This window comes from Chitinophaga ginsengisoli (assembly GCF_003014595.1).
GTDB classification, from domain to species: Bacteria; Bacteroidota; Bacteroidia; order Chitinophagales; family Chitinophagaceae; genus Chitinophaga; species Chitinophaga ginsengisoli.
Window position 1 is genome coordinate 287,716 of the sequence record NZ_PYGK01000004.1, and the last position, 17,303, is coordinate 305,018.

17 protein-coding genes are annotated in these 17,303 nt (G+C 44.0%); 9 read left to right on the forward strand and 8 right to left on the reverse strand.

Going from position 1 to position 17,303, the window contains the following annotated elements:
* Window positions 1–3: 3 nt before the first annotated feature.
* The 7 genes from CLV42_RS12060 to CLV42_RS12090 all read right to left on the reverse strand — a co-directional run bounded on the left by CLV42_RS12060 (window position 4) and on the right by CLV42_RS12090 (window position 8,011).
* Window positions 4–906: a glycosyltransferase family 2 protein gene (locus CLV42_RS12060; RefSeq protein ID WP_106602169.1), complete on the reverse strand. Its 903-nt coding sequence runs from the start codon at window positions 904–906 to the stop codon at window positions 4–6.
* A gap of 6 nt (window positions 907–912) precedes the next feature.
* Complete coding sequence (locus CLV42_RS12065) at window positions 913–1,554, reverse strand: class I SAM-dependent methyltransferase (protein WP_106602170.1); 642 nt, start codon at window positions 1,552–1,554, stop codon at window positions 913–915.
* The gene (locus CLV42_RS12070) at window positions 1,547–2,242 is read right to left on the reverse strand and encodes an FkbM family methyltransferase (protein ID WP_106602171.1); all 696 of its coding nucleotides are present in this window, start codon (window positions 2,240–2,242) and stop codon (window positions 1,547–1,549) included. Before CLV42_RS12070 ends, CLV42_RS12065 begins: the two co-directional genes overlap by 8 nt.
* Complete coding sequence (locus tag CLV42_RS12075; protein ID WP_106602172.1) at window positions 2,239–3,585, reverse strand: flippase; 1,347 nt, start codon at window positions 3,583–3,585, stop codon at window positions 2,239–2,241. Before CLV42_RS12075 ends, CLV42_RS12070 begins: the two co-directional genes overlap by 4 nt.
* The gene (locus CLV42_RS12080; protein ID WP_170117477.1) at window positions 3,578–5,941 is read right to left on the reverse strand and encodes a GumC family protein; all 2,364 of its coding nucleotides are present in this window, start codon (window positions 5,939–5,941) and stop codon (window positions 3,578–3,580) included. Before CLV42_RS12080 ends, CLV42_RS12075 begins: the two co-directional genes overlap by 8 nt.
* A gap of 8 nt (window positions 5,942–5,949) precedes the next feature.
* Entirely contained in the window at window positions 5,950–6,714 is a 765-nt protein-coding gene (locus CLV42_RS12085) for a polysaccharide biosynthesis/export family protein (RefSeq protein WP_106602174.1), read from the reverse strand.
* Window positions 6,715–6,775: 61 nt separating this feature from the next.
* On the reverse strand, window positions 6,776–8,011 hold the full coding sequence (locus CLV42_RS12090) for an acyltransferase family protein (RefSeq protein ID WP_106602175.1): 1,236 nt from the start codon (window positions 8,009–8,011) through the stop codon (window positions 6,776–6,778).
* 322 nt (window positions 8,012–8,333) lie between these two features.
* Between CLV42_RS12090 and CLV42_RS12095 the strand changes: the two genes are divergently transcribed.
* The 8 genes from CLV42_RS12095 (at window position 8,334) to CLV42_RS12130 (ending at window position 15,295) form a co-directional block, all read left to right on the forward strand.
* Window positions 8,334–9,239, forward strand: coding sequence for a hypothetical protein (locus tag CLV42_RS12095; protein WP_245901634.1), 906 nt, complete (start codon window positions 8,334–8,336; stop codon window positions 9,237–9,239).
* Between the two features lie 28 nt (window positions 9,240–9,267).
* A complete protein-coding gene (locus CLV42_RS12100; RefSeq protein WP_106602176.1) occupies window positions 9,268–10,068 on the forward strand; it encodes an FkbM family methyltransferase in 801 nt (266 codons plus the stop codon).
* A 108-nt stretch (window positions 10,069–10,176) separates the two neighbouring features.
* Window positions 10,177–11,595 (forward strand): RtcB family protein, encoded by a 1,419-nt coding sequence (locus CLV42_RS12105; protein ID WP_317047993.1) that lies wholly within the window; start codon window positions 10,177–10,179, stop codon window positions 11,593–11,595.
* A gap of 74 nt (window positions 11,596–11,669) precedes the next feature.
* Window positions 11,670–12,635, forward strand: a complete 966-nt coding sequence (locus tag CLV42_RS12110; protein ID WP_106602178.1) for an MBL fold metallo-hydrolase — start codon at window positions 11,670–11,672, stop codon at window positions 12,633–12,635.
* Between the two features lie 110 nt (window positions 12,636–12,745).
* The gene (locus CLV42_RS12115) at window positions 12,746–13,090 is read left to right on the forward strand and encodes a hypothetical protein (protein ID WP_106602179.1); all 345 of its coding nucleotides are present in this window, start codon (window positions 12,746–12,748) and stop codon (window positions 13,088–13,090) included.
* Between the two features lie 189 nt (window positions 13,091–13,279).
* Complete coding sequence (locus CLV42_RS12120; protein ID WP_106602180.1) at window positions 13,280–13,489, forward strand: hypothetical protein; 210 nt, start codon at window positions 13,280–13,282, stop codon at window positions 13,487–13,489.
* A 319-nt stretch (window positions 13,490–13,808) separates the two neighbouring features.
* On the forward strand, window positions 13,809–14,243 hold the full coding sequence (locus CLV42_RS12125; protein ID WP_106602181.1) for a carboxypeptidase-like regulatory domain-containing protein: 435 nt from the start codon (window positions 13,809–13,811) through the stop codon (window positions 14,241–14,243).
* Between the two features lie 482 nt (window positions 14,244–14,725).
* Window positions 14,726–15,295 carry a hypothetical protein gene (locus CLV42_RS12130; RefSeq protein WP_106602182.1) on the forward strand — a complete coding sequence of 190 codons (570 nt, stop codon included), beginning with the start codon at window positions 14,726–14,728 and terminating at the stop codon, window positions 15,293–15,295.
* A gap of 130 nt (window positions 15,296–15,425) precedes the next feature.
* On the opposite strand, the gene CLV42_RS12135 is transcribed toward CLV42_RS12130, so the two are convergent.
* Window positions 15,426–16,358, reverse strand: coding sequence for a helix-turn-helix domain-containing protein (locus tag CLV42_RS12135; protein WP_106602183.1), 933 nt, complete (start codon window positions 16,356–16,358; stop codon window positions 15,426–15,428).
* Window positions 16,359–16,463: 105 nt separating this feature from the next.
* On the opposite strand from CLV42_RS12135, the gene CLV42_RS12140 reads away from it, so the two are divergent.
* Window positions 16,464–17,303 carry a methylated-DNA--[protein]-cysteine S-methyltransferase gene (locus tag CLV42_RS12140; RefSeq protein WP_106602184.1) on the forward strand — a complete coding sequence of 280 codons (840 nt, stop codon included), beginning with the start codon at window positions 16,464–16,466 and terminating at the stop codon, window positions 17,301–17,303.

Sequence of the window (17,303 nt, forward strand, 5' to 3'; positions counted from 1 at the left end):
TACTTATGATATGCGTTTGTAGAGGTTATACAGGAGTGTATTATTCTTGACAATCTTTTTCACCATATAGAAGAGGGGACTACATTTAAACACCGTATCTAACGTATATGCATCTGCCTCCTGGTCTGCAATAATCTCAGCCGGATGCAGGATGTGGAAAATAGAGCCATATACCATTTTTTTAAACCACACCGGTTCAGTTCTGGTGTGGGTGGCCTCTTTCCCATAGCCAATATTCCTGATCAGGTTTGTGTTGGGTGTTACGGCAAGTCCTTTGTTAAAAAGTACGCTCAGGAACCACTGAGTGTCCCAGGTATCCATTTTTTGTTCATGAAAGGATTCCAGGTCCCATCTGAATTGCGGAGGAAGATCATCCGGGGGAACATTCTTATACCTGAGCAATGTAAAGTCATAGTACTTCCATGCTCTTTTCCAGGTGGCCCAACCCCATATATGTGCATAACGGGAGAAATAATAAGAAGCATCTCCACGGGTGATACCGGCCTGATAGTTAGTACCACCAATATGCATTATCTGCATATTGTCGCGGTAACGTTCCAGCAGTATCTCACAGAAACTGTAAAAGGATGGATCAGGCAGACAATCATCTTCCAGTATAATCCCTTCTTCCACCTGTGAGAAAAACCAGTCGATGGCGCTGCTCACAGCAAAGGCGCAACCAAGGTTCTGGTCTCTGAATAAGGTGTGTATTTCGCAGGTCCAGTCCAGCCTTTGCAGGATGGCATCCCTGGTCTCCCTACATAGGGTGGCTTCCCCTGGTTTGTCGTAACGGGGTCCGTCTGCTGCAATAAATAACCGGGCAGGTTGTTGCTGCCGTATGCTTTCCAGTATCCGTATCGCCTGTTGCGGACGGTTAAATACCAGCAATAAGATCGGTGTATTCAAGTTCAGTTATTTTATAGCTTCCAGTGCAACTGCGTTTTCAAATCTCGATGCCTCTTCTACAAGCCTGAACATTTCATCCGGACAATCATTAAAGCGACAGGTCCGCACATGACTAAAACCTGCCTGTTGTAGTATATTGGAAAGGGAGGGCGTATCCCACATATACAGGTGTTCCCGGTTACCCAGGGTAGTTTGCAGCAATCCCTTCAATCCACGTAATCTTTGTTTTTTTCCCAGCATCGTTTTCTCCAGGAACTTTGTATTGGCCTCCTGATCGTTGTTGGTAAGGTCCTGCACATATTCTCTCGCGGCGCTTTCCAGGTCTGGCACCACACAACGGAAGTAGCCGCCGGGCTTCAGCATTTGCCAGGTATTACGGATGGCCAGCAGGCAGTCATCATACGCGAGGTGTTCAAGTACATGAGAACAGTATATGCCATCGCAGGAATCAGGGGCAATGCCGGGTAGTTCTTTCAGGATATCTCCCAGCAGTACATCTTCGGGGAATGCGACGTGCATTCTGTTCTTTAACAGACTACCTATTAACGGTAACTGCTGAAGGCGGAGGGTAGGCGATGCATCAAAATTCTTCCAGCCTTTGGGCGCTGAAAAAGGACCACAACCATATTGGACATATAACTTACTCATGATGCATGTTTTTAAAAAAATAGGTATAATAGGTTTTTGCGAAAATGGCATATCCCGCCTGGTGCATGAATTGTCCCAACTCACAATGCTGCATGTCAGAAAGCAGGAAAGGATCAGACTCAACCAGTATGTAGGTGGGTCTGTACTTTTTCCAGTTGTTGGACCGCAGCACATCCATATCCAGTCCTTCAGCATCAATGGTTAGAAAGTCAATGGACCTGCCGGCAGGCAGATAGTGATCCAGGATGTCTGCCAATGGCCATGTTTCGATTTTCTTTTGTTTTATCACACGATATTTCGGATCCTGTGTATACTCTTCTACCTTATGTGAAGAGAACGTGTTTAAAGCCGGTTCATTGAAAATATGGTAGGTCAGTTGTTGCCTGGTAGCAGATACGCCCATTTCCAGGTTGACATCTTGTGGGCGGTACCTGTCAAATAAAGCTTTCGAACCAGGCATGGGATCTATGTTAATACCTGTCCATTTCATTTTATGGAACAAGTAAGTATTCGATACGCGGAACGGATGATGTGCTCCTACATCCACATAAATACCATTGGTCTTGTTATCAAATATCCTCTTCAGTATAAGATCTTCTCCCTCTGAACTATAGGCAGGCGCGAGATACCGGATCTGTGGGGCAACTCTTGAGGCTAGCGTGGCAATTATTTTTTTTACACTCGTCATTTGGTCAAATGCTTTTCACGTATTACGGTTAGGAAATTGTCTGCAAATAGTTTCAATGCGTCGATCATATATCTTGTATCTGCCAGTGCCAATGCGGGAGACAACATTCTTTGTATGAGTGTTATCAATTGTCCTGTTTTGTCTATTACCACCAGCGTGGATACCACCACCATGTAGGATGCAACGGTGGCTATGGCAGCTCCTACTCCTCCCATAGAGGGAATGAGCAGGATGTTGATAGCAATGTTCACGACAAGTCCGGCACAGCTGGCATACAGGTTCGTTTTGTATGCACCCTCTATCAGCTGGTATTGCATTAAAGCTGTACTCAGAAACACCGGAATGTTGGCCCAGATATGAATGGAAAGAATGATCCCCGACTTCGGAAATTGAGCGCCATATAATACCTGAGTGACCCTGGCAGATGAAAAGGTCATTACTACTGCAATGGCCAGGCTTACCCAGAACGACAATCTTAACCATCTTTCCATTGCTTGCAGATAAGAGGAGGTGTCCTCATGCCTTTTGGATATTAATCCGGGTAGTAGGGCGGTTGCCAATACTGTAGGTAGTGCGTACCATAGCTCGGATATTCTTGCTGCTGCCGCATATTCTCCCAGTTGTACAGAAGTACCCAATGTATCGAGTAACAGCTGATCTGCCTTCACATACAGCAGGATCAATATACCTGTGAACATCAGTGGCCAGCTATGCAGGAAGAGGTGTTTTATCTCTGATAAACTGATAGCCGTAAAAAGGCGATGTCCTTCTTTTAGGTAAAAGACCAGTATGGTAAGATAGGTTAGTAACAATTCCGCAAATGACAGCCATACAAAATGAAGCAGGGTGCCATCGAGGTAGACAAATACAATTTTTATGATGCAGAAGGCTACAAAGAAACTGACCTTTGGAATAATGACCTTCTGTACTTCATTTTTCGCCTGGTAGAAATAGTCGAATACATCGAAACTCAGCAGGATAATATTCAATGCTGTGATGATTGTACAATACAGGTATACCTGTGAATGCTGTTTCGTAGCAAACACGATAGCTGCGCAGAAAAGGAAGGCAACAATGCCGGCTGTGAAACGTATGGCCAGTGTAGAAGCAATGATGCTGTCCTGTCTTTCCGGATGGGATACTATTTCTTTTACGACCACCTTGTCAAGTCCCAGTATGGCAAGACTGCCCACTATCGCCGTTAAGGCAATGGCATAGTTCCATATGCCAAAAGCCTCCGGCCCGATATGACGGGCTATCGTTGCGATAGTGATGAGACCTATGAACAACCTGGCAAGTTTATCTACCAGCAACCAACCGCTATTTTTAAATATCTTATGCAATCCGCTGTTTCATTTTTTTAGCAAATGTTGACCATACCTTAGTTTTATTGCCATTCTCAGCGTAAGAGTAATGATCGTAATAGTAGTAAGGATAGAAGGAGTCCTGCTCAATACCATTGAAAATAACGCCCGTTTTCCGGAAGAAGCTCTCCCTTACATTTTCTGCTACAGCAGTCATCTTGGACTTCAGTGTAAAGTTGTAGCGTACCATGAAGAGGGTACAGTCCACATACGGTGCAAGACTCTTCGAATCTGACACGATGCCGATGGGGGCTGTATCAATGATGATATAATCAAAGCGTTGCTTTAATGTTTCCAGCAATGCCTTCATACGATTACTTTCAATGAGCTCAACAGGATTGGGTGGAATAGGACCGGAGGAGATCAGGTGTAGGCCCTCCGTTCCGGGTACCTTTTTGATGATCTCATCTATTGTTTTGCTTTCTACCATGTAACTGGTCACGCCAACCTGGTTGTCCAGTCCGAGGGAGCGGGATAATTTCGGTTTGCGCAGATCGAGTTCCAGCAACACCACCTTTTTATTGTTGACGGTGAGCGCATTGCCCAGATGTGCTGTCATAAAGGTCTTTCCCTCACCGGAAATACTGGAGGTGATCATGATGGTAGCCGAACTGTTATGTTCACTCAACAGGAAGCGCAGGTTGGTACGAAGATTAAAGATCTGCTCCAGCAATATCGACCTGTTATGCAGCGACATATCTTTTCCCTGTGTCTCATCCTGGTAGATCTCTGCCATTACCGGCCTGCCAAAGGCTTGTTCTATTTCTGATTTATCAAGTACTTTATTGTTGAGGAAATATTTAATATAGACGTATACTGTACAGAGTACCAGGGCCGCAGCAAGGAAACCGACATATACCAGTGTCTTTTTAGGTGATTCGGGTTTGGACGGTACAAATGCCGGGGCGAGTACTTTATTGTCGGTAACATTACTGGCGTAGGAGATAGCGGCTTCCTCTTTCTTTTTCAACAGGTGCAGATACAGGTTCTCCTTTACACCCTGCTGTCGTTTGATATTGATGTACTCGCGTTCATAAGCCGGGATATTGGCGATCTTGGCCTGTATCTGGTTCACCTTGGTTTGCATCTGGCTCTGCGCTACACCGGCGTTACGTTTATAGCCGGAAATATAGTTCCTGATCGTGTTCTTTGCATCAACGATCTGGGCATCTGTATTCTGCAGGATCATACTGTTCGGTTGCAGGGAGAGAGAAAGCCTTTTCTTCTCTTTCAGCAATTCTTCATATCGGTTGATCATACCTGTCAATGCCTGGTCTACATTGCCTAGTACCGGTGCAAAGGGATAGTCTGTGCCTGGGTCATTAATGTAAGATTCTACCTGATCAAATACTGACAGCTGCATATTGGCATCGTTCAGTTTCAGATCGGCTTCTTTTACCTGATCCAATGCTAATTTGGAACTACCTTCTATATCTGTGATGCCACGTTGTACCTTAAACTGCTCTTCCTGTTTTTCAAGTAATCCCAGTTCGTCTTTAAGGGAGTCGATACGTACATTGAGAAAGCGGATAGTTTTGAGCGCTACCTGGTTCTTGTCATCAAGGGTATATTCATTGTAGGTGTCCAGCAGTGCGGTCAGAAAATGGGCAGTGCGGGAGGCTATTCTGTCTTCATAGGTCACCATCACAACAGTAGCATCCCTGTTGACCAGTGCAGTACCAATGTCTTCTATTTTCTTATAAGCCAGTTCCTCCACAGAGTCGATCTGTATCCGGTAAGTATTCCTGGCGGCGTCCGGCACTGTTGGGTCGAAAGAAATGCTGAACTGTTTATTGTTCACCATAAAAGGTTCGCCAGAATGGACGTTGAAAGTGCTGCGATTGTCATCGTGCTGCTCGTTCACCCACTTAACCTGCAGGAGCTTGTTGTCTTCCCTGACATCAAAAATATAATTGCCCATATTGGTGCTATCGCCCAGGAAATTCAAGGTAAGCGGGTTCTGTTCATAGATCTCCTCGTTGCGGAAAGTACCTTTCACATAATAGCGTACATTAAAACGATTATCACGGATTACCTTTTCTACAAGGATAGGAGACTTTAATACTTCCATCTCATTTTCGATGTTTTTTCCACTGTTGAAGAGGGATAGAGACTTCAGCAGATCTGTTTCCTCACCGTTCTTCTTTTCATCTTTGAGATATAGTTTGGCGCTCGACATATATCTTGGCAGTGCGTACTTGAGATAGGCAAATGCACCGCCTGCTGCTAACAGTAGTACAATGAGATACAGTGGCCAGTGGAATAACAGTTTTTTGAACAGATCGCCAAGATCTATGATGACATTTTTATTATTTAAGTCTTTATTACGGTTCATTTGCGGTATCATTTTACGGAAACAATAACAATGGTGGTGATCAATGACAGAATGCCGATAGCTGCAGGTAACAGCTGTACTATCTTAGAGGTATTGAACTGTTTGTTAGGACCTGGTTTTACATATATTACATCATTATTATGCAGATAGTAATAAGGGGAAGCGAGCGTTTGACCATTGTTCAGGTTCAGCGATGCATATGTTTTCTCTCCATTCACTTCGCGGATGATCATGATATCGTTCCGGAGTGCCGTTATATTCATATCACCCGCCATACTTAAAGCATCCAGCACCGACGCCCTTTCGCCGGATACACGGTAGGATCCAGGCCGGGCCACGTCTCCCAATACCGAGATGCGGAAATTGGCAATACGGGTCGACACATAAGGATTACGGATCGTTTTGTTTAACTCCTGTGTGATGATATCATTTATTTCAGTGGTGGTTTTATTCTTTACATAAACTTTACCGATCATGGGAAGGTTTATATAACCCGTACTGTCTACAATATACCCGGCGTCCATACCATCGGGAGATACATGAGATGAATTGACCGCTGCGGGGTTTAGTATGAGAGAAATATCTTTATCGATCGTTGTAATAGTGATCTGTAATATATCTCCGGGTTGTACTTGAAGTGCCTGCAACCTGTTCGCAGATGCTGTTCCGGTTGCTTTTTCGAGGTCATTGAAATAAGTGATCTTTTTAGTGTTGATACAGCTTGTAAGAAGGACCAGGGTAATTAATAACAATAAATAGAATTTAGCTATCATATCTGATTTCGATTAATAAAACAAGGTGGTAACGTTTGCTACCTCATACGGATAACCTGCGTTATGTAGTGATCTGATTATTGACAACAGTAATAAGACCAGGTGCTGGTTTTCTTAGTAGCCGCTTCCTGAACATTTCCTGTAGAGGTAGTTCATAATAATAATGAGTAAGAATACTTAGTGGAATCAACACTGCATAAAAAAGGAGTACTGTAAACGGTGAATGAAAGACCTCCCTGCTAATCCCCAGCGTATCGACCGCAATAAAGAAGAATACCATTAACGGGAAATGGATCAGGTATAATGCATAACTGGCATTCCCCAATACCAGCGCCCATTTTACCTTCAGACTTCCCCTTGTGGTTTCAGATAATGCAAGTGTTAGAATAGTAACAGGAGATATGACCGTTCTGAAGAAAGTGTTCCTGGACAGGTCGTACAAGGCCATGTCAAATGTTTCGTCTTTACCGGGTAGTACCTTCTTCATCAATATCAGTGAAAAATCCCTGATATAGGAGAATGCATATTCGGTCAGCGCGATCGTCCATAATATAACAGCCGTGACAGTTACAATAGTGGTGACCCTGCGTAAGTTTTTTCTTTTAATAAGCCATGCATAAAAATGATAGGCGAGTCCCCCGATGAAGAATGAATAGATGCCCTGGCCTATCATAGAATAAAAATGTTGTATAATAGCGCCTGCCACTACGATAGCCAGCAGTAGCCCTTTATGATGATGTAACCTTTTCCGGCTGATAAGGAAGAACAGCAGATATAAGAGCAGTTCTACAGATACTGACCAGGAAGGACCGTTAAATCCGTTGAGGGCTGGTGTGCTCTCAAACCCCCAGCTATGTATTACGAACAGATTTAACAGAAAGTGCCGGGCATCATTATTCTGAATAATAAAGGTGTGCCCGTTCATGCTGACCATAATGTATTGCAGCAATATCAGCGATAACAGGGTGATAAAGTGAACAGGGTACAGGCGGGTGAGCCGGTAACAGATGAAGTGATTGAAAGGCGTTCTCCTGTCAGCTATTTTATCCGCATAGAACCAGAAGAAGATAAATCCTGATAACAAAAAGAAAAGATCTACTGCATAAAACGCATGGTGGTAAAAAATTGACAGGTAGGGGAATAAAGGGAGCCCTAGTTCTTCCAGAGGTTTGGTCTGTAAAGTCTGATCTGAATAAAAATAGAACTGCCAGTGGCATAAGACGACAATAAGGGCAGCAAGTCCTCTTATAGCATCCAGGCTGAAAAAATATCGTGGTGAAGACGCGTTAGAAATCATGGAATGGCAATCAAGTAGAGACAATAAAACACCTTATAATGATTGGGGCACCATTATATGCAAACAAGTTTTGCAGATTTTTATTGATTACGGCATTCTCAGACTGAGGCAAGTTAAATCAAAAATATCATATGCGCAAAATTGCGAAAAAAGTTAAGCAGGGCAGAACGACTCCTTTGTCATATTGAGTATGCCAAAAGAAGCACCTGAACGCATATGTTATGAATTATCGCGAAATGAACAATAATTGTAATTATATGTATTTATGTGGTAATAAATTTTAGGAGAGCGCTCCGCTTACTCAATTCATACCATGTTCCTGATGAAACGAATGACGAAATTGGTGAATGTCTTACACCATTTTCTATACACCTCCAGAAAAGCACAACAAACAGACCTGCTGTTACTAGGTACGCTACTCGCCCGGCAGAATAAGGAATTGCCGGTTATTGACAATATTTCATCCGCTGAGTTTAAAGTCTTCTCCCAGACAGGAGATGATGGTATTATTCAATATCTCATTAATAAAGTATACATCCCCGAAACTACCTTTATTGAGTTTGGTGTGGAAAACTATGTTGAGTCCAATACACGCTTCCTGTTAAAATATAACAACTGGTCGGGGCTTGTAATAGATGGATCGGGAAAGAGTATCCGTTATATCATGTCTGATGATATCTATTATCAGCATGACCTGAAAGCAGTGCAGGCATTCATTACAGCTGAAAATATCAATGACCTGATCGAAAGGCAGGGGCTGAAGGGAGAAATAGGGCTACTGTCTGTCGACATTGATGGTAACGACTATTGGGTATGGAAGGCTATTAATATCGTTGATCCTGTAATAGTCGTAGTGGAGTATAATAGTGTATTCGGTATTGACAGAGCAGTGACGGTGCCTTATAAACCGGATTTTGTAAGAGCGCAAGCCCATTATAGCCACCTGTATTTTGGTGCCTCCCTGAAAGCATTATGCGTATTAGCTGAAGAAAAGGGATATGCTTTTGTAGGCTCCAATTCAATAGGTAATAATGCTTATTTCGTAAAGAAGAACAGGCTGGGAGCTCTCAGGGCCCTCAGTGCAGAAGAGGGGTATGTTTATTCCAGCTTTCGCGAAAGCCGGGATAGAAAAGGGAACCTCAATTACTTATCGGGATCTGAAAGATATGAATGTATAAAAGGATTGCCTGTATATAATATAATGACAGGACAGGAGGAACAATTGTAACACCACCACAACAAAACTACACTAAGCAATGAATCCATTTACCGATGCTTTGAGAAAAGTATACGTCTTTATTTTTGCCCGGAAGGCACTTTATCCCATTAACCTGCTACTGTATAAATTAAGTATGAGAGGGCTGGGTATCATGAACCATGAAAACGATCATATCAGTGGTGAGAATGCCTTTGTGAAATATATGATCTCTACCGGGCGGTTCAGCAGAGGTGTGATCCTGGACGTAGGAGCTAATGTTGGTCATTACTCTGTCATGCTGCGTAATAAAAAGGTCCGGCTACCTATATATGCGTTTGAGCCGCATCCTGTTGCTTATAATAAACTGGAGGAGGCAGCGGCAATGCACCATTTCATTCCTGTTCAAAAGGGCGCGGGAGAGCATGTTGAGACCACATTTATTTACGACTATATAGAGAACAAGGGGTCAGAGCATGCCAGTATGTATAAAGAGGTGATCGCCGATTTTCGGAAGAGTGAGGTGGAAGAGATTACCATTGACCTGACCACTATTGATGAGTTTATTGAAGACTATCAGCTGTCGGAGATTGCATTGTTAAAAATAGATACGGAAGGAAATGAACTCAATGTATTAAAAGGAGCCCGCCGTGCCATTAAAAGTGGAATGATCCAGGTTATTCAAATTGAGTTTAATGAGATGAATGTGATTTCCCGCACCTTCTTTAAGGATATCATAGATATATTGCCGGGATATGAATTCTACCGTCTGCTACCCGATGGCCTGAAAGCCCTCGGAGAATATAATGTGGCTGCTTTCGAGATCTTCGCCTTTCAGAATATAGTTGCTATAAGGCGCTGAAAATAAATCGATTAAAAGGAATGTCAAAAATGCTGGGAACTGCGCAAAAAAAGTGCGCATATAGTCACAAATATTGCATTATTATTATAACCTTAATAAGAAATGCATATGAACAGCATTAACGGTAAAGATCTGTTGGCCATCGGTTATCAGCAGAGTAAAATACTTGGTTTAGCACTTGAAGTGATAGGAAAATATTATCAGGAAGCTGAATATGAAACTGTGCTGGCGCTGATGAAAGACCTGCTTGAAAAACCTGAAGCTTTCCTGGATCATGAGATACTGGAAGACCTGGCTACAAAGATGATTGAAGAGGCAAAGGAGATTGACGAAACCATTTTTCTGAACAATACGGCGAAGGAATTCGCTGTATATGGATCAGCACATATTGCGGAAGGGGCGCTGACACAGATGAGAACAGCCATGAGACTGCCGGTTACGGTAGGAGGGGCTTTGATGCCGGATGCGCATCAGGGATATGGGTTACCGATAGGAGGGGTACTGGCTACAAAGAATGGGGTGATCCCTTATGGTGTAGGTGTGGATATTGGTTGCCGTATGGCCTTGTCCATCTTTGATATTACTGAAGAAGACTTCTTTCATACCCCGGATACCTATAAACGGGAATTAATTGCCCATACCCGTTTTGGAGCAGGACACGGATACCATGGTAAGGACAGGACAGAACATGCTGTGCTGGACCGGAATGAGTTCAATATGACCCCCTTCATCAAAACCCTGAAAGATAAAGCCTGGTCTCAGCTGGGCACTTCCGGAGGAGGTAACCACTTTGTGGAATGGGGTATCATTGAATTTGCAGCAGACGATCAACCACTCAACATACCTAAAGGAAAATACCTGGCACTGTTGTCCCACTCCGGTTCCAGAGGTATGGGTGCCACCATTGCCGGTTATTATACCCGGCTGGCCAAGGAACTGTGTAAACTACCGAAGGAAGCAGCTAATCTTGCCTATCTGGATATGAATACGCAGGCTGGTCAGGAATACTGGCTGGCAATGAATCTGGCCGGTGATTATGCTTCCGCCTGCCACGATGTGATCCACAATAAACTGGCGAAGGCCATTGGAGGTAAACTGTTGGCCAAAGTGGAAAACCATCACAACTTTGCCTGGAAAGAGAGCTGGAATGGAGAAGAAGTGATCGTGCATAGAAAGGGCGCCACACCGGCAGGTAAGGGCGTAATGGGGATCATTCCGGGATCAATGACAGCTCCGGGATTCCTGGTGAGAGGTAAAGGAGAGGAAATGGCTATTAATTCCGCCTCACATGGAGCCGGACGGCAGATGAGCCGTACCAGCGCGATACAGCATATTACCCAACAGGAAATGCAGGCTATATTGCAGGCCAATGGCGTAACATTGATCGGCGCTGGTCTGGATGAAGCGCCTATGGCCTATAAGGACATTAATGTAGTGATGGAAGCACAGAAAGACCTGGTGGATATCGTTGCTAAGTTCTCCCCGAAAGTGGTGAGAATGGCGGACGATGGAAGTACGGAGGACTGATTACGGCTGTGTCTGACTGACTCAGCATGAGTTTTGAGAGGAAATAACCAGTGTTCATGTTAATTCCGTTAAATATGAAAAAACAACAAACGCTGGTTAAAATCAAAGCATGCTCGAAGCACGAATGGTTTTATGTAGCTCCGGGAGTATGGGGACTCCGTGACAAGATCGTCAATGTCTATTTTATACATGACGCCTCTACCAACCACTGGGTACTACTGGATACGGGCCTCTCCACTTCTGCAGGCAGGATCAAAAGAGTGGCGAAGCAGTTGTTCTGGCCACAGGCTACACCTGTTGCTATTATCCTTACACACGGACATTTTGACCATACCGGCTCGGTGAAGCAACTTGCTGATGAATGGAATGTCCCGGTATATGCACACTACCTGGAGGCGCCCTACCTTACCGGACGTTCTGCTTATCCGCCGCCAGATCCTACCGCCGGCGGCGGATTGTTTACAACTCTCTCGTTTTTGTACCCAACAGGCCCCATCGATCTTGGGGGCCGTTTACTAATGCTGCCGGAACAAGGAAATATACCGGGCCTGGAAGAGTGGCAGTATTTCCATACACCTGGCCATGCACCGGGACATATCAGTCTGTTCAGGGAACAGGATGGTGTGTTGCTGGCAGGAGATGCTTTCGTGACTACACAGCAGGAATCATTATTGTCCGTACTGAAACAGGAAAAGAAGCTTTCGGGTCCTCCACGTTACTTTACGTATGACTGGGGCGCAGCAGAAAAATCCGTTCAGACGCTTGCCTCTTTACAACCATCAGTTGTAGCTACCGGGCATGGAAAACCTATGGAAGGTGAAGCGCTGAAAGCATTGCAGGAACTGGCAGATCATTTCAGGGAAAAAGCGGTGCCGGTAGGCGGCCGTTATTCACAGGACCCTGCTGTTGCCGGCATCAGTGGTGTTGAATTTGTTCCTGCTGCCACTAAGAGAAATACATTGCTGAAAGCTGCGGTTGTCCTTGCTGTGGTGGGTATTGGCGTTTTGCTTGCAAGTGCAGCGAAGAAAAAATATAGCTGAAATGGAGAAAAAAAAATGTGAGTATTGTTGATATAATAACCTTGTTATTATTAAGAAATAATCATATATTGTATATGAATTATTTTTTAACCCGAATTACATTTTATCTTATGAAAAAAGTTTTCCTCTTTGCACTTTCATTGTGCCTTACCCTTTCTTTTTCCGGACTGAATGCCGCCAACAGCCACTCATTAAAAGTTCCTGCAAAACAGGCAGCGGCAAAGCCTTTTGCTTATGAAACTGATGGCGTGCTAACCGGTAGTCCTTATGGCGATATTGCCTGGCATATCTTTTACATTGGTAATGCTCCGCAAACCGTAACGTACACCAATAACGGAACGACCTATGGTCCTTATACCTTCTCTGGCAATCAGGCTCCAGGTCCCAAAAACCAGCTGGGTATCATTTATGCACAGGTAGCTAACGGAAACGCCTCTTTTATCACTATCTGGTAATGATAATTCCACTTTACAAGTTCCGCTCCATACATACACAGAGCGAAACTTGCCAAAGTGAAATTCCTGTCCGATGTGTATGCAAATTACTTTCTTATAATGAGTTAAATAAGCGTAGATACGCTGAAGATGCTGCGTAGAAGTACGGATATTTCGGTTGTGATATAAGTCCGTAAAGACAAGTATCTGATGGCTTACATGTATTTTGATGGTCTGGGAAAGGAGCTTTCTGACGCTCCTTTTCCAGACCATTATTTTTTTAACACCCAAACAAACAGCAATATCAAAATGACCAGGTTAAAACAGATCATCATGCAAAGAAGCAGCTTACGTGAAATATTGTGGGCGCTGCTCGTGATCGCTCTTATATTGTTTGCAGCCTCCCGCCTGAAAAGATAAAGACCCCTTGTTATCCTTTTTAGTGTACCTTTATAACAGTAGCCCGGCATTCGGAGAGCTACGGAGAAAGCTAATTGAAAGACATGCCAATAAACAAGGCAGCAGTACATTATCAGCCAGAAGCTTAAACTGATCAAAAAACCGGCTGCTGCGCAGTAATATGCTATCGGAGAGACTGGAGGTGAACCGGAATCGGTAGACAAGAGAACACATCAACCGTATCTTAACAAAGCACAGAGGCGTGCGCCCTTCTACGTTTGGAATGGACGCTATGGTGGAAAAACCGTAGGGAAGCCCTCGTATATTAATTTATGAAGTCATGATGCTATTTCGCTCCTTGCTCCCCTATATCTTCCTGGGGGCAACCCTTCCTGGCTGTTCAACTGTTTATGAAAGCAGGGTAACTTTTTTCAATTGTGGTCCGGAGCCGGACACCACTATCGCTGTTCTGAAAGGACGTGTATTCGAACAGAAGATCCTGCCGGGGAAAGATTCTCTTATGCCTCTTTCCGGGGTAGTCATCACCATGGAAGACGGAGCAAAGACTGTTACTGCCGACACCTCAGGCAGCTTTACCCTATACCTGGGACTGAAAAGTACACACACCTTTACTGTTACCCGGCCTGGTTATCAGCCCCTGAAAGTCGACGGATTTTTTGCAGAAAAGGAAGTACTGGCAGAGATCAATATTGTGCTCGCCAGGGGAACGATGAAAAGGACCGGAAGAATAACGGCCTGTAATTTAGCATATTGATATAGGGGTAGTAGCTGATATTACCGTTACATATGAAGATGAGATTAAAACCTGAAGAGAAGGTCAGGTGATTAGCCTCGCCTCAGGGAGGGCTGTATGTTCGTAGCCTTCGGTGCCAACCGGTGAATAACACCGTCTAAAAAAAATAAACGGATGTATGATTACACCCGTTTCTACCTAAACCTACAACTGTTTATTACTGTAATTATTTTTCGTGTTTTGCGTCACAAATGTAGTACCTCAGAAGGGTATATTAAAAACCAATATCACGGTTTAAGAAACCAATTTTTCTGCTCATCTAAAATTTTTATTAGAAGCAGAAAAATTGGTTTTTTTATCCGCCTTTTTGGGATTGATGCACAATGTATCGCGACATAATTTTGTGTCATCAGATTTATACAGCGCTGCGATAAACAGAATAGATAGACAGAAGAACAATAGAAGAACAAAAGATTAACAGAACAAGATTAAAACGAAAGACGATGAAAAAGATAATTAAGACAGGCATTACGACATTAGCATTGGTATTGGCAGTAGCAGCAGGAGTAAAGGCACAAACGAAAGGCAACAGTGAACCACAAAGACCTTCATTCTCTTTGAGTGTTGGTCCGGAAGCAGGAATACCAGTTGGGAACTTTAGCGATTTTTACAAGTGGTCTTTAGGCGGTTCTGTACAGGCAGATTATGCCATCATCAAGAAAACATTATACGTGAACCTGAATGCAGGATTTGCAAATGTCTTCGCGGATGATGTACCTGGTCTCGATGATTTACAGTGGATTCCCGTGAAAGCAGGCTTAAGGTATTATCCTTTCCAGAGTAATAATCTGTATGTACAGGGACAGGCCGGTGTCAATTTTATAACAAATGGTCCAACCGGTTATAAGACAGCGGCCTTCACCTACAGCCCACAAATTGGTTACCTGATCCCGCTTGGCAAAGGCAGTTACCTGGATGCAGGCGTGAAGTTTGACGGTAACTCAAAGTTTGTTGACGGGGGAGATGCAGCTAATCTGATAGGATTAAGAGTAGCATACACTTTCAAATTATAAGCAGAAACATAGGATAATTTAGGATAAGCATAGGACAAACAGGACATAATTGTTAAGGGGTTTATAATCAAATGGAATAGGGCCTTTCGTCTGAAAGGCCCTATTTGTATTTTATGCGATAGAAGATGTATTATGCGACAGATAATTTTTTAAAATCAGACGGATTCTCATCTGCAAACTTCTTGAAGAAACGGCTGAAGTGTGAGCTGGTATCAAAGTTCAGCTGATCAGATATTTCCTTCACACTGAGCGTAGAAGTAGACAGCAGCAGTTTCGCCTCCAGGTATAAGCGGCTGTGAATGATCTGCAACGCATTTTTACCGGTTTCCTGTTTAACAATCTCACTCAGATGTTTGGCAGTAATGTGCAGCATATCAGCATACTCCTGGACCGTTCTTTTATCCAGGAAGTGCTCCTCCACAAGGTCCCGGAAACTAACAAAAGTGGCATACTGCCTTGTCAGCTGATGGTTAGGACGGCTCTCCTGGCATTTTTCAAATGCGCGGTTCACTTCATACAACAGCTCCACCACCTGCAAGCGTACAATCTGCAGAAAGAATGGATTGCTTTCGCGGTATTCCTGGTCTATCCTTTCAAAGAGTGACTTTGTCTTCTGGAAATGCGGTTCTGACAATGTATACACCGGCGCACAGGAAGGATTGAGATCTATCAGCGGATCAAGCGCGCTTTGCTTGATAAAAGCATCTGTGATAAACTCCTTCTTGAACATCACCATGTACAGTAACAGGTCGTCGGAAGCATTATCAAAAGAAGTAGTATGTTTAGGTGATACGATGTGCAGGGATTTTGGGCCTACATCAAAAGTAAAGGCGCCGATCGTTTTCTGACAGGTGCCCCTGATGCACAGAATAATCGCATAATGATCAGTCCTGATGGGAGGACCACTCTTCACGCTTCCCTCATTGCTCAGTACAGCAAAATTATTCGGGTGAAGCAGCTCATCGTATTTATCCATCCCGAAACTCTGTGTCACTTTTTTGTCAAGCGACAGGTAATAGCGGATCGTCGATGGAATATCGAATATTGGCAAGTTCGTGTTCATAATCAGGGGGCAAAATTACGGTAAAATTAGTGTAATGAACTCCGCAAGAACCGGGTTTATGTCATAAACCGGAATGTCTATTTTTGTATTGTAAATGAAATAGATATGATTTCTCAGGAATTAACAAATTATGAACGGATTGCCAGGGCAATTGAATACCTGAAAATGAACTTTAAGAGCCAGCCTTCATTGGAGGAAGTGGCTGAAAATGTGTACCTCAGCCCATATCATTTTCAGCGTATGTTCACCGAATGGGCAGGTGTCAGCCCCAAAAAATTCACACAATATCTCAGTGTGGAATATGCCAAGTCGCTATTAAAAGAGAAACAGGCTTCCCTTTTTGATACTGCTCTGGAAACAGGCCTTTCCGGAACCGGTAGGTTACATGATCTTTTTATGAAAATTGAAGGGATGACCCCGGGCGAATACAAAAACGGGGGAGAAGCCCTGTCCATCAACTACAGTTTTGCCGAAAGCCCTTTTGGGCCCCTCATCCTGGCGGCCACTCCCAAGGGACTGTGCTACCTCGCATTTGAGGAAGACCAGGAACAGGCCTTCCGGCATCTGCAGGAACAATTTCCCAACGCCCGGTTCCAGCAGATACTGGATCTGATCCAGCAGAATGCATTGTACTTCTTTACGCAGGACTGGAATACGCTGGAGCAGGTGAAACTGCACCTGAAGGGCACTCCTTTTCAGCTGAAGGTCTGGGAAGCATTGCTGCAGATTCCTATGGGAGAACTGTCCAGCTATGGGCAGGTGGCTGCTGCTGCCCACGCAGAACGGGCTTACCAGGCGGTTGGAACAGCAGTGGGAAATAATCCAGTGGCTTTTCTCATTCCCTGTCACAGAGTGATCAGGTCCAATGGCGAATTTGGTGAATATCACTGGGGGAGTACCCGTAAATTGGCAATGATAGGCTGGGAGGCTTCAAGGACCCGGTAA

Excerpts from the sequence above, each read along its gene's own strand:
- CLV42_RS12135 (WP_106602183.1), bottom strand. The coding sequence starts at position 16,358 with ATGAACACGAACTTGCCAATATTCGATATTCCATCGACGATCCGCTAT.
- CLV42_RS12110 (WP_106602178.1), top strand. The coding sequence starts at position 11,670 with ATGAAAAAACAACAAACGCTGGTTAAAATCAAAGCATGCTCGAAGCAC.
- CLV42_RS12100 (WP_106602176.1), top strand. The coding sequence starts at position 9,268 with ATGAATCCATTTACCGATGCTTTGAGAAAAGTATACGTCTTTATTTTT.
- CLV42_RS12115 (WP_106602179.1), top strand. The coding sequence starts at position 12,746 with ATGAAAAAAGTTTTCCTCTTTGCACTTTCATTGTGCCTTACCCTTTCT.
- CLV42_RS12090 (WP_106602175.1), bottom strand. The coding sequence starts at position 8,011 with ATGATTTCTAACGCGTCTTCACCACGATATTTTTTCAGCCTGGATGCT.
- CLV42_RS12085 (WP_106602174.1), bottom strand. The coding sequence starts at position 6,714 with ATGATAGCTAAATTCTATTTATTGTTATTAATTACCCTGGTCCTTCTT.
- CLV42_RS12105 (WP_317047993.1), top strand. The coding sequence starts at position 10,177 with ATGAACAGCATTAACGGTAAAGATCTGTTGGCCATCGGTTATCAGCAG.
- CLV42_RS12095 (WP_245901634.1), top strand. The coding sequence starts at position 8,334 with ATGAAACGAATGACGAAATTGGTGAATGTCTTACACCATTTTCTATAC.
- CLV42_RS12120 (WP_106602180.1), top strand. The coding sequence starts at position 13,280 with ATGGCTTACATGTATTTTGATGGTCTGGGAAAGGAGCTTTCTGACGCT.
- CLV42_RS12130 (WP_106602182.1), top strand. The coding sequence starts at position 14,726 with ATGAAAAAGATAATTAAGACAGGCATTACGACATTAGCATTGGTATTG.
- CLV42_RS12140 (WP_106602184.1), top strand. The coding sequence starts at position 16,464 with ATGATTTCTCAGGAATTAACAAATTATGAACGGATTGCCAGGGCAATT.
- CLV42_RS12125 (WP_106602181.1), top strand. The coding sequence starts at position 13,809 with ATGATGCTATTTCGCTCCTTGCTCCCCTATATCTTCCTGGGGGCAACC.
- CLV42_RS12070 (WP_106602171.1), bottom strand. The coding sequence starts at position 2,242 with ATGACGAGTGTAAAAAAAATAATTGCCACGCTAGCCTCAAGAGTTGCC.
- CLV42_RS12080 (WP_170117477.1), bottom strand. The coding sequence starts at position 5,941 with ATGAACCGTAATAAAGACTTAAATAATAAAAATGTCATCATAGATCTT.
- CLV42_RS12065 (WP_106602170.1), bottom strand. The coding sequence starts at position 1,554 with ATGAGTAAGTTATATGTCCAATATGGTTGTGGTCCTTTTTCAGCGCCC.